We start from the raw sequence: 12,482 nt of genomic DNA, 5'->3' as shown, positions 1-12,482 counted from the left end.
GTCGAGCGACTGAACCGCTTCCAGGCGGCGCTGCTTACACCCTACGCCAGCATGGCTGCCCTGTTGGCCGACGAACAGGAAGCCGGGCTGCTCCATATCGATCCCGTATTGCTGGCCCTATCGGCCGAGGGGCTGCCACAACCGGAGTACGGTCGAATAGCGCGCGCGTTCGGCGCCAAAGTCGGCAACAGCTACGCCGCATCGGAATGCATGTTCCTCAGCTACATGTGCAGCGAAGGCTGGCTGCACGTCAACGCCGACTTGGCGGCGTTCGAGCGGGTCGATGCCGACCATCGGCACGGTTTAGAATGATACGAATTTAATACAGCCGGACATGAACCATGCCAAATGACGAAGAGACCGAGATCCGTCTTGATGCCCGCAATGCCGAGGAACGGCGAACTCTGTGGTGGGTGCTCGGGATCAACTTCACGCAGGTCCTCGTGGCGGGTGCCGTTGGCGTCCTGGCGGATTCGACAGGCCTGCTGGGCGCCGCCCTCGACAATTTGGGGGACGCGGCCGTTTATGCGGTCAGTATATATGCAGTTGGCCGCACGGTGGTTGCCAAGGCGCGTGCCGCGAATTTGTCCGGCATTCTTCTGAACCTCGTTGCTCTCGGATTGCTTGTAGAAATCTTTCGCCGCTTTTTCGCGGCAGCCGAGCCGATTGGGCTGGCAATGATTGTGACGGCGCTCGTGAATGCGGCGACCAATTTGCTCGTCCTCCGGCTCCTGCGAGCGCACCGTGCGCACGGTGTGCACCTCAAGGCGTCGTGGATTTTTACGACCAACGACATGGTGGTCAATGTTGGGATCGTCCTGTCCGGTGTCCTGGTGATGCTTTTGAAGTCGCCGATCCCCGATCTGCTGATCGGTATAGTGGTCGTCGGAATTGTCTTCAAAGGCGGCTGGGAGATTCTCGGGGATGCGCGTGAGGCCCGTGAGGCTGCGGGTCGTGACCCAAAAGAAGGCAAGTGATGGCCGAGCTCTCGCCAGCCCGGTCGCTACGCCTGCGCCTCGCGGCACCCGGAGGACTTTGCCGGGCGTTTTAGGAAAGGGAGCGCCAATGCCTCGGATCCCGCGCGACGAGAGCTTCGACTCGACACTATCCCTGATCCGGGATCCGTACCGCTTCATTTCGAAACGGTGCCGGCGCTACGAGGCAGACCTGTTCGAGACACGGCTTCTGCTGCGGAGAACCATCTGTATGACGGGTCCGGAAGCGGCCCAATTGTTCTACGATCCGAGCCGCTTTGAGCGCCGTGGCGCAATGCCCAAGGCCATTCAGAAAACATTGCTTGGACAGGCCGGCGTGCAAGGCCTCGACGGTGAGGCGCACCGGCGCCGCAAGCAGATGTTCATGTCGCTGATGACGCCGGAGCGGATCGAACAGCTGGTGCTGCGCGCCGCTGAGGAATGGCAGATCTGCATACGCAGGTGGGCATCAATGGACCAGGTCGTGCTCTATACAGAACTTCACGAGCTTCTGATGCGTGCAGTGTGTGCCTGGGCAGGCGTTCCTTTGGTTGAGCAAGAGATCGACGCCCGGACGCGAGAGATCGCTGCATTGTTCGACCATGCGGGGTCGGTGGGCTTCAGGCATCTGTGGTCTAGGTGGGCTCGCAAGCGTGCCGACCATTGGATGGCGCAGATCATCGGAAACATCCGCAGCGGCCATGCCCACCCGCCCGAACAGACGGCCGCACACATTATTTCATGGCACCGGGACTCGGACGGCGAACTGCTACCTCCGCATGTTGCTGCTGTCGAGCTGATCAATGTGGTCAGGCCGACCGTTGCTGTTTCGGTCTACATCGCCTTTGTTGCTCACGCTCTGCACGAACATCCCGAATTGCGGGAGCAATTTGCGTCGGGCGACGAAGGCTACACGGAATGCTTCGTCCAGGAGGTTCGGAGATTCTATCCCTTCTTCCCTGCCGTCGCTGCTCGGGTGATCCAGACGTTCGAATGGAACGGGTATCGATTTCCTGAGGGGCGGCGAGTGCTCCTCGACCTGTATGGGACGAATCAGGACGCTCGAACGTGGGAGCGGCCGGAGGAGTTCGATCCCGAGCGATTCCGCCAATGGGACGGTAATCTGTTCAACTTCGTTCCACAGGGCGGCGGGGACCACCATATCGGCCATCGCTGTCCTGGTGAATGGATCGCGATCGAGTTGATGAAGCTCGCCACGGAGTTCCTGACGCGACGCATGAGCTACGAGGTGCCGGACCAAGACCTTAGCATCAGCTGGTCACGGATGCCCCCGGTGCCGCGAAGCCGGTTTGTGATCCGCAATGTGACGGCGAGCTGAGTGCCGAAGCCCTATCGCTCAACGACGCTGATGGAGAGCGCGATGAAAGCCCCGATCCCGAAAGACCTGGAAGCCGAGATTGCACGCGTCCGCCGTCAGGCTGCGCTGTCTTTCCTGTTTTGCGCACCCGTTTTCGCAGCGGCGATCTGGTGGCTGCCGCGGCAGTTCGAATTTCCGGTGGAGATGGCCGAGCGGCTAGCCTTCGCAGCGCGGGCGAGCCTGCTGATCATGCTTTGGGTTATGATCGGAGTCGGAACCATTGCGAGGCTCCGGCGCAAGTCGGCCCAAGATACCGCGGGCTCCGCCTTCGGTCCGCCGAGCGACCGGCTGAGGATTCCGCTCGCTTTCCTGCAGAACACACTTGAACAGGCGGTGTTGGCAGCCTTTGCCGCTATGGCGCTCGCCACCGTCAACGGCGAGGCTCCGCTGGCCTTCATTGTGGCAATGGTCGTGCTGTTCGCGATCGGGCGCATCACCTTCTGGCGCGGCTACCCTCGCGGTTCGCCTGGCAGAGCGTTCGGTGTCGTAACGACTGCGTTGCCGATCATGGGCGCGTTCGCCTGGGTGATCTACGACCTGATCGCACGCCTGCTCCGCGGCGCTGGGTAGCTTCGCTCGGCGTCGTCTGATGAGCACTTCGCCTTACGAGCCGAGCCAACATCTACAAGCCTGTCGCGGCGAACATAGGCATAGTCGACGGACCGTTCGAATATCTGACAGTGGGCGGCGTAAAGTTGCCGCTTCCGTTCACCACGCGAACGACGGTCGTGCGCCTTGTTTTTCTCGGACGCCGACCCCCTGGCGCGCCACAATTCTGACTTCGAACAGCGCCGCTCATCGTGCAAAGGTTCCGCTTGCTTCTGTAGTGGCTACAGAATGTATGGTCGCCAATCTAGCAACCGAGAACGGCGCCCCGAAGGATAGATGATGAGGTTGATGTCATGAGGACCACTCCGAGCCCGCTTCGCTTCAAAGTCGACGGCCTTGATTGCCAGAACGAGGTGCGCGCGCTTCGTGCGGCCATCGGACCCCTTGTGGGCGGTGACGACAAGCTGTCCTTCAACACCAAAACCGCCGTCATGGAGGTGCTATCCGCGGACGGTTCGATCGCCGACGACATTCAGCGCGCGATCGCGACGACCGGTATGCAAGGCCATCTCCTGGAGGATTCAGCGCAGGAACCTGCACCGGCACTATTGTTCCGCGTCGAAGGTCTCGATTGCAAGAACGAAGTCGCAGCTCTCAAACGCGAGGTTGCTCCGTTGGTCGGCGGCGACGATTGGCTGGCATTCGACACCGCGAAGGGGCTGATGACAGTTGCGCCCCAACGGCTGGCAACGGCTGACGACATCATCCGCCGCATCGCTCCGACTGGGATGCGTGCTTCCCTGGTTGCGGACGGCACGGCCGAGGCACTCCTCTACCGAGTGCACGGTCTCGACTGCAAGAACGAGGTGGCTGCCCTCACGCAGGAATTGGGCCCTCTTGTCGGAGAGAACAGGCTCGCCTTCGACACCGCGCAGGGCATGATCACGGTCGCTCCGCAGAACCGAGCGGGGGCTGGCGCGATCGAGGAAGCTGTGGCCCGAACGGGCATGCGCGCCGAAAGGTGGTCGACCCCAGCAGTCTCATCGAGTGTGGGCGAGCTCGCGGGCGAGTCGGAGGGGTCCGCATGCGGCTGCAGGGCAGAGATGCAGGAAGCCCTCAGCCCGCCACTCCCCACTCATCTGCCCGGTCAAGTCGTATTTCGCATTCATGGCATGGATTGCGCCGACGAGATCGCGGCATTGAAGCGCGAGGTCGGCCCGCTGGTCGGCGAAGACAAGCTTGCCTTTGATCTGCTCAACGGCCGCATGTCGATCGACATAGCACCGGATTCTGCGCTCGAAGCGAATATCGAAAAGGCGGTGGCTCGCGCTGGTATGCGAGCCGAGCCTTGGACTGAAGGCAGCACCAGCGAGGCAGCGCAGGCGGAAGGGCGGCGGAAGCGGCTGCAGTCTTGGCTGACCACCGCGAGCGGTGTCTTCGCCGCGTTGGGCTTTGCGGTGCACGCTTGGCTCGCTGGCGGCATCACGGCTGCTTTCGAGGCTGGTGAACACGGCTTGGGCTCGACGCCCTTGCCGAGCGTGATCCTCTATACGCTCGCCGTATTGTGCGCGGTCCGTTATGTAGGGCCCAAGGCCTGGCTCGCTGCCAAGAGGCTGCGTCCCGACATGAATTTGCTGATGATGGTTGCGGTCGCGGGCGCAATTGGCATCGGTGCCTGGTTCGAGGCTGCTACTGTCTCGTTCTTTTTTGCACTGGCGCTGGCGCTTGAGGCGTGGAGTCTTGGTCGCGCGCGCCGGGCGGTGGCCGCGCTCATGGAACTCGCGCCACCGACAGCACGCGTCAAACTCGAAGATGGCTCCGAGCGCGACGTCCCGGCGGCCGAGGTTCGGGTCGGCGCGCATATCATCGTCCGGCCAGGAGACAAGGTGCCGCTCGACGGCCGGGTTGTCGCTGGCGAGAGCGAGGTCAACCAGGCGCCGATCACCGGTGAAAGTGTCCCCGCATTCAAGGCAGAGGGCAACGAAGTCTTTGCCGGGACTATCAACGGCGAGGGTGCAATTGAGGTCGTGACCACCAAAGCGGCGAATGACACGACGCTTGCCCAGATTATCCGCATGGTCGGTTCGGCGCAGAGCCGACGCGCGCCCAGTGAGCAATGGGTGGAGAAGTTCGCGCGTGTCTACACGCCGGTCGTCATGATACTCGCCGTTGCGATCCTCCTTGCTCCGCCCTTGCTGTTGGGCGGCGCCTGGGATGTCTGGTTCTACCGGGCCCTCGTGCTCCTCGTGATCGCTTGCCCCTGCGCCCTCGTGATTTCGACGCCGGTGACGATCGTGGCGGCACTCGCCGGCGCGGCGAAACAGGGCGTCCTGGTAAAGGGCGGCACGCATCTCGAAACACCTGCGCGCCTCAAGGCCATTGCCATGGACAAGACGGGCACGCTCACCGAAGGGCGGCCGCAGGTCGTCGAGATCCTGCCGCTTGGGGGCCGCAGTGAAAGGGATCTCCTCGGCTTGGCCGCGGCCCTGGAGGCGCGCAGCGGACATCCGATCGCTCGCGCCATTCTGGCGAAAGCCGCCGAACTGGGGATCGCCGCCGAGCCTGCCGAGGCTGTCCAGTCCATCACTGGCCGAGGCGTCATCGGTCGAGTGGGCGGGCGTGAGATGTGGCTCGGCTCGCGCCGCTATCTTGAGGAGCGGGACATCAACTCGGCAGAAGTTCTGCAGCGGGCAGATGCGCTGTCGAGCGCCGGCCGCACCATCGTCGCGGTCGGCGACGGTCAGAACGTCTGGGGCCTCGTCGCCGTTGCCGATGCCGTGAGGCCGGAAGCGAAGGACATCGTTGCGGCGCTTCACCGCGCCGGGATCGAACACGTTGTGATGCTCACCGGGGACAACCGCGCGACAGCGGAGGCGATTGCGAAGCAGACGGGCATCGATGAGGTCCGGGCGGAACTTCTCCCCGGCGATAAGGTGGCGGCGGTCGAGGATTTGGTGCGGCGCTACGGGTCGGTGGCGATGGTAGGCGACGGGGTCAATGACGCTCCCGCGATGGGGCGGGCCAGTCTCGGTATCGCCATGGGGGCCATGGGAAGCGACGCCGCCATCGAAACCGCCGATGTTGCCCTCATGTCGGACGACCTGTCGAAGCTGTCCTGGCTAGTGCGCCATTCGCGCGCAACGCTTGCCATCATCCGGCAGAACGTCGCCTTCTCGATTGCCGTGAAGCTGCTGTTCACGGCGCTGACTGTGATTGGTCTCGCATCGCTTTGGGGTGCTATCGCGGCCGACGTCGGTGCCTCTCTGCTGGTTGTTCTCAACGGCCTGCGCCTGCTCAACCGTGGTCAGACCAGCGCTCACAAGGGCGGTCCATCTGGCGGCCTCGGCGCTTTGGCGCACCAGAATAAGACCTCGGCCATCGCCGAGACAGTCCCAGCGTAGCTCCACACCGTGTCGGCGCGACCCAGCATAAATGCACTGGCCGCGAAGCTTGGCCAATTGAGGACTGTTTGAGCATGACGTACCCGACGCTGATCCGACGAGCTGCATTGGCAGGTGGTGCGTTGGCTACCGCGCTTGCGATCGATTTTGTCACGAAATGGCTGATCCTCAATGTCGTGATGGCGCCGCCGCGCACTATCGAGATCGCGCCATTTTTCAATCTGACGCTCGGTTTCAACACGGGTGTCAGCTTCGGCATGTTCAGTGAGCTCTTCCTCGATCACCCATTGGCGCTCGCCGGAATCAAGATGGTGATCGTGGCCGGACTTCTCATCTGGGCCACGAAAACGCCAAAGCGATTGGAGACGATCAGTCTCGGCCTGATCGCCGGCGGTGCTGTCGGCAATGTTTTGGACCGGATGCGCCAAGGTGCCGTGACCGACTTCCTCGATTTCCATATCGGCAGCTGGCACTGGCCGACATTCAACATGGCGGACGTGATGATCACCATCGGCGTTGTCCTGTTGATTACAGGCCCCCTTTGGTTGGCGAGATCAACGGTCTCGGTTCAAGAGCGGCCAAGTCGAACAGGGCACACATGAGACGTCGAGACACGTCTAATTCTAAGGCAAACGAAAGGACCATCTCATGTCAGACACACCGATGACCGCGCCTCAACCAAGCGCCACAGGCATGTTGTGCCCCCACTGTAAGATCGATCTCGTTATGTCGGATCGCCAAGGTATCGAGATCGATTATTGCCCCCGTTGCCGAGGCGTCTGGCTCGACCGAGGCGAACTCGACAAGATCATTGAGAAAAGTCAGGAACAGGCACCCGGTCAACGTGAAGTTTACTCGCCCTCTAATCAGGACAGATACGAAGGGCGGAGGGATTCTTATGAGCATCGGGGCGGGCACAGGCGCAAGTCGTGGCTAAGCGATCTCTTTGATTAGCCGGTGACTTCCATGTTCACCGCAGACCGGCAGCGTTTCATTGCGGCAAAGTAAAATGCGCCAGTTCGGTCGGCGGCACCGTATGCGCTTCTAAGGAGTTTCTGCGCGACGTGTACTTCTATTGTTGAATCCGCGGAGCCGTAAGGGCGGAGATTGCGCTGCGGACGACGTAGTCCGTCAGCTTGAGGCCCTGAACCCGCCGGAGATTCTCGGCGGACCGCGGCTGGACGTACTTGAACAAGGGGGCCTGATTTCTTGGAAATCCTGTCCCCGAACGAACAACGGAAACTGAGATGGGAAAACATGGCCACCATGGCGGCGGGTATCGCCATAGCTACGCTCGGAGAGATGATCGCGACTCGAGGATGACGGGTGGGCCTGCCGATTACGATGCGCCTCCGCGCCTGCCGCGGAAACTGCCGATGGCCGTCGTCCTTGTGGGCCTCGTGCTGTGGTCGTTGCTCGCCTGGGTCGGTTATGTCCTGGTCGATCCAATCCTCGGCTGGGTTGCGGCCAGTGCCGGCCTCCTGGTTGACGGCGGGAAGGATATTGCAACCGCGACCGGCGGCAACGAGATCGGTATCATCCTCGACAATCTCAACGTCAGCGGCTTTTTGGGGCAGACCATCGCTTTGCTGCGCGTGGTGTTGAAGCCGGCAATTGTCGTCGTCTGGGCGATCGGCGCCCTTGCCCTAATCGCGGCGCCTGTGATCCTGCGGAAAATAGCCAGGCTGCTCGACGCGCGTCGGCATTGATGGCGCTGCCCGGTTTCTGAGAAGCTTGCCGCGGCGGGCGAGCTTCGATTGGGCAGCCAAGGGAGATTGACCGAAGCATATACTTGACACAGGTGCCGGCAGCGCATCTACGCCTTCGCATCAAAACACCGCAGGGATGGGGAGTTGAGCACCGCACCCAGCCAATATGTCCCACGCGGGCAGAGTTGAGGTTCTCATGAAAGAACGACAGATCGTCAAGAACGACACTTGTCGGAAGTGTCGCAGCGCCTGGCTCGATCATGGGGGAGATAGACAAGATCATTGAGGGGGGCGTCCCGATGCCCCATCCGTCGCGAAATGACTACACTGCCGGAAATCATCGGCCCCGTCCTATTCGCACGAGGCGCCGATGAGCGGGAAGCTCGGCTTTCTGCCATCGTTGTCGCCGCAGAGAACCAGGACGCACCCCAATTGGTCCTCGGCGACGGCTCGGATGTCAGGCCGGCGCCCTTGCACACGCAACTCGGCCGCACGGTTTGGCGATACGATTTCCGGCTTCCGGCGCGCGGGAACGCCACCTACCGGTTGGGCAAGGTCACCTTTCCGGTAGTCACGGATTATTCAGGGGATGTCCGGATCGCCTATGTCGCGTGCAACGGGCAGGAACACGGCGACGCGGATCGCCCGGCGCCCGAGCGCAACGCGATGTGGCACCGGCTGGCAGGTGAGCATGACCGCGCGCCGTTTGGGCTGCTGCTGCACGGCGGTGATCAGCTATATGCCGATGAAGTCCTTCAGTCACATCCGGCCCTGTCTAGATGGGCGGCGGGCACCCTGCAGGAGAAGGCGGCGCAGGCGCTGACCGCAGACATGCAGGAAGCAGCGGAAGCCCACTATTTCCAGCGGTACCTGACCCTCTACGCCCTGCCGGAGTTCGCTTCGCTGAGTGCCCGCGTGCCGGCGCTCATGATGTGGGACGATCATGATATTTTCGATGGCTGGGGAAGCCTGCCGGAAGAGCTCCTCGACAGCCCGGTCGGCCGCGGCATATTCGACATCGCGCGGCGTATGTTCATGCTGTTCCAGCTCGGCGCAACCGACACGATGCGACCGCCCGGATGCGACGAGGCTCAACCCGGAAGCCTCGGCCAGTCCGTTCGGTTCCCACAATTTTCCATCCTGGCGCCCGATCTCCGTTCGGAGCGGCGGCCGACGCAGGTCATGGGGCCAAACGGCTGGGCTGCGTTCGAGCGGTCCCTCGCAGAGATCGAGGACGGTGACCGGATTCTGATCATGTCGAGTGTGCCGCTTCTCGGCCCGTGCCTTAGCTTGATCGAGAAATTACTCGATGTCGTGCCCCATGCTCAGAAGTACGAGGACGACTTGCGTGATCAATGGCAGAGCCGCTCTCATCGCGCGGAGTGGAAGCGGATGCTCGAGACGCTGGAGCGCCGTGCGCTCGATGGTGGAAACGGTGTGACGATCCTGTCGGGCGAAATACACCTCGCGGGGCGTGCAGAGATGCCGTTCAAGAACGGTACGATCATGCATCAGCTTGTGGCGTCGGGAATTGCGCATCCGCCGCCGCCGAGGTTCTACGCCCGCGCCCTCGGGCTGCTTTCGGCGATGGGTGAGAATCCCCTGCCCGGGCAGCAGGTTCGCCTGAAACCGCTGCCTGGATACCGATACACCTACGCGGCGGAACGAAACTATCTCGTTGTGGACCGGCGCGGAAAAGAATGGTCCGCCGCTTGGGAACTGGAGGAAAGCGGACTTACTCCTGCGATCCGACTCTCGTAGTTCAGCAGCAGCGGCAAAAGCGTCGCCAGGCGGGGACGGCAGTTTTGAGCGATGACCGGAGAATCGGCGCGGAAGGGTTGCCGAGACCGGCTGGCGCACTCGCCGCATACGTGCCGCAGCGTAGCCACTAGTGGATCAGGGCACTGTGGCGCGCCATGGCGAGCTGTAGCGAAAATGGCTCGCCGGGATCGGCGAAAACGCGAACTACGAATACGCGATTCCCCGACCCAGCGCCACGCCGCAAACGCCCAAAATCCGCAAACGTGACCGGGACCGCGCCGAGGCACTACGCCTTGCCGGAGGTCCCAAACCTTCTCTCAGGGAACGGGCCGTGGCGCTGGCGCTCGAACGCGGTGTGGTTCGGACCCGCGACTTGACCGAAATCGGTTTACCTCGCTGCTATCTAGCTCGTATGTGTGACGAAGGCCTGCTCACGAAGGTCAGCTATGGACTCTATCGCGCGACCGAACAACGGAACGCGGCCTGACTAGAGGACCGGCCATGAATGCCACGGTCGTACGAGATCCGGTGGGTCCCCCGACGAGGGCAGTGGTCGACAGCTCTCGACGCGAGTTGGCTGCATCAAATTCTGGAGCGGCAGTACCGGCAGCGGGTCAAGCCGCTGGTCTGACGGACAGCCGTGGGATCCAGCGTACATAGACGAGCTCGCTTATCAGCTCGATTATCGTCTGGGTGACGACAACGGCGGGAACAAGGGGCACCCCGCCCGGAACCGCGAAGGCGAGCGGCAGGATCACGAGCGAGTTGCGCGTGGCGGCGCTGAACGCCACGGCCCGCGCGCTGCCAGGGTCAAGGCGGCCGCCGCGCGCGACGATCCAGCCGAGCAGTGGCGCGATGATGGCGTAGGCCAGGTAGATCGGCGCCGCAGTCAGCGCCGCGCCAGCAGCCTCTCCGATCTGCGGCATGACGGCGGCCAGGACGAGGAAGAGGACAAGAGCCGTTGCCGGCACTGGCAGCAGGCCGAGCGCCATCGAGGCGCGCTTGCCGGTTGCCGTCCGGGCCGCCCAGAGCTGCAAGGCCGCCGCAAGCAGCAGCGGCACGGCGATCAGCCACAAGAACGCGTGGATGAAAGGCTCCGGATGGACGAGGCCGGAGGCGTCGTTACCGAGCAGCACGCGCAGATAGACCGGCAGCAGCGCCATCTGCAGCAGTAGGAGCGCCGGAGTCGCCGCAAGCAGCAGCTTGGCATCGCCGCGCCCTAGATGTGTGAACGTCACCACATAGTCGACGCACGGAGTCAGCAGCACGAAAAGCACCGCCAGCCGTATCATCGGCTCATCGGGAAGGAATTGCACCAGCAGCGCCGTGAGAAGCGGCATCACGACGAAGTTGGTCGTGAGCAGCGCGCCGAGGAAGCGCGTGTTGCGCAGCGCTGATCCCAGTTCCGCCAAGGGTACCTGGAGGAAGGTGACGAACAGCATGAACGCCAGGCCAGGGTTGATCGCATCCTCGAGAGCGCCCGCCTTCGGGATGCTGAAGCCGGCGAGCGCGCCAATGGCGATCGCGGCCAGGTAGATCGCGACCTGCCGCTCCTCGAGACTCGCCCGGATCTGGTCCACTCATGTCTCCTTTCCTTGCGGCGCCTGATGTCACGCCCGTCCTACCATGTCGGGTCAGAACCGAGCGCATGGTGCGGGCCTCCTCTCCGAGCAAATGAGAGCAGCAGACTCTAACGAGCCGCTTAATCGTCCGACAATGTGCATCGCTGCTTGATCCTGTGGGGACTACAGGATTACTGCGCGAACGATTCTCAACTAGAGGCTCGTAGATGCACCTGTTCCATGGTCCTGTTCGCCCCCGCATGAGCGCTGTTGGAAAGGCGTGTCGTTACACGTTCGTACTGCTGCTTTCCGCTATTCTATCGCAAATCGCGCCGAATCAGGCGATTGCGAGCGACACGGAAGTCCAGACCGTGTGGCGCCTGGGGCCGGCGGTGAGGTGCACATTGCGGACTATGGTCTCCAGCGCACGCCGCTCATGCGGGGCCTCTTCAGAACAATCATTCAGAACCTCGACGGTCGCGTGAATACTCAACCGAACGCTGATGGGGTTTTACCGCAGCTGATGCACACAGCCGGTTTCCGCAACGTGGAGGAGACGCTTGTCATTCCAACGCCGAGCGGTTCGATCTCGCTCTACCGGGGGATCCGCGCAGCATGATCCGAGACGTTCCTCGAGTCATCGGCCTGGCGACAGCAGCTTTCGCCCTTGGATTGGACCAGGTCACCAAGCAGATCGCCTTGAGCAGTCTCGCGCCCGGCGTGGCGGTGCCCATCGCCCCGTTTTTTACCGTGCGGCTCGGCTTCAATGAAGGCGTGTCGTTCGGGATGTTCGCGGGTTGGTTCTCTGGCCGCCCCCTGATCTTGGCGGCTATCATGATGGGGCGTCATCGTGCTGCTTGCCGCATGGCTCTGGCGGACACGGAAGCGGCCGCAAGCGCTGGCCCTTGGAGCCAATCTCTGGAGTGGGCCCTGAGCAACGTCTTTGACCGTCTTCGGATTGGCGCTGTTGTCGATTATCTGGATTTTCACGCGTGGAACTACCATTGGCCCGCGTTCAATTTCGCTGACGCGGCAATTGTCTGTGGCGTCGCAATCCTCGTGCTCGAGCATGTGATGGCACTTCCGGATGACCGGGAGGGTCAGCGAGAACTTCGATGACCCGGCAGTTTGCGACCTTCCCGTTATCG

At 62.4% G+C, this 12,482-nt stretch carries 11 protein-coding genes and 1 pseudogene; 11 read left to right on the top strand and 1 reads right to left on the bottom strand.

All coding sequences use genetic code 11. From position 1 onward, the window contains the following. From FHS78_RS18975 to FHS78_RS19530, 10 genes and pseudogenes are all read left to right on the top strand, one after another. Positions 1–312: pseudogene (locus FHS78_RS18975) on the top strand (phenylacetate--CoA ligase family protein); the annotation flags it as partial. A 29-nt stretch (positions 313–341) separates the two neighbouring features. Beyond that, positions 342–977 (top strand): cation transporter, encoded by a 636-nt coding sequence (locus FHS78_RS18970; protein WP_167096041.1) that lies wholly within the window; start codon positions 342–344, stop codon positions 975–977. Between the two features lie 88 nt (positions 978–1,065). Then, positions 1,066–2,313, top strand: a complete 1,248-nt coding sequence (locus FHS78_RS18965) for a cytochrome P450 (protein WP_167096039.1) — start codon at positions 1,066–1,068, stop codon at positions 2,311–2,313. Continuing rightward, entirely contained in the window at positions 2,314–2,922 is a 609-nt protein-coding gene (locus FHS78_RS19535) for an MAPEG family protein (protein WP_205305396.1), read from the top strand. 332 nt (positions 2,923–3,254) lie between these two features. After that, positions 3,255–6,302 (top strand): heavy metal translocating P-type ATPase, encoded by a 3,048-nt coding sequence (locus FHS78_RS18955; RefSeq protein ID WP_167096038.1) that lies wholly within the window; start codon positions 3,255–3,257, stop codon positions 6,300–6,302. Between the two features lie 74 nt (positions 6,303–6,376). Then, the gene (lspA, locus tag FHS78_RS18950) at positions 6,377–6,904 is read left to right on the top strand and encodes a signal peptidase II (protein ID WP_167096036.1); all 528 of its coding nucleotides are present in this window, start codon (positions 6,377–6,379) and stop codon (positions 6,902–6,904) included. 46 nt (positions 6,905–6,950) lie between these two features. Then, positions 6,951–7,256 carry a TFIIB-type zinc ribbon-containing protein gene (locus FHS78_RS18945; protein WP_425500315.1) on the top strand — a complete coding sequence of 102 codons (306 nt, stop codon included), beginning with the start codon at positions 6,951–6,953 and terminating at the stop codon, positions 7,254–7,256. A gap of 422 nt (positions 7,257–7,678) precedes the next feature. Beyond that, the gene (locus FHS78_RS18940; RefSeq protein WP_167096034.1) at positions 7,679–8,011 is read left to right on the top strand and encodes a hypothetical protein; all 333 of its coding nucleotides are present in this window, start codon (positions 7,679–7,681) and stop codon (positions 8,009–8,011) included. A 432-nt stretch (positions 8,012–8,443) separates the two neighbouring features. Continuing rightward, a complete protein-coding gene (locus FHS78_RS18935; RefSeq protein WP_246220606.1) occupies positions 8,444–9,772 on the top strand; it encodes an alkaline phosphatase D family protein in 1,329 nt (442 codons plus the stop codon). Positions 9,773–10,103: 331 nt separating this feature from the next. Further along, entirely contained in the window at positions 10,104–10,259 is a 156-nt protein-coding gene (locus FHS78_RS19530) for a type IV toxin-antitoxin system AbiEi family antitoxin domain-containing protein (protein ID WP_343042020.1), read from the top strand. 127 nt (positions 10,260–10,386) lie between these two features. Here FHS78_RS19530 and FHS78_RS18925 read toward each other — a convergent pair whose 3' ends face one another. Further along, a complete protein-coding gene (locus tag FHS78_RS18925; RefSeq protein WP_167096030.1) occupies positions 10,387–11,352 on the bottom strand; it encodes an arsenic resistance protein in 966 nt (321 codons plus the stop codon). A gap of 597 nt (positions 11,353–11,949) precedes the next feature. Between FHS78_RS18925 and FHS78_RS18920 the strand changes: the two genes are divergently transcribed. Then, positions 11,950–12,453 carry a signal peptidase II gene (locus FHS78_RS18920; RefSeq protein ID WP_167096028.1) on the top strand — a complete coding sequence of 168 codons (504 nt, stop codon included), beginning with the start codon at positions 11,950–11,952 and terminating at the stop codon, positions 12,451–12,453. Positions 12,454–12,482 lie beyond the last annotated feature (29 nt).

The organism is Parvibaculum indicum (assembly GCF_011762095.1).
GTDB lineage: Bacteria > Pseudomonadota > Alphaproteobacteria > Parvibaculales > Parvibaculaceae > Parvibaculum > Parvibaculum indicum.
Note: the sequence above shows the minus strand (reverse complement) of the source record. Positions and strands in the feature narration are given on the sequence as shown.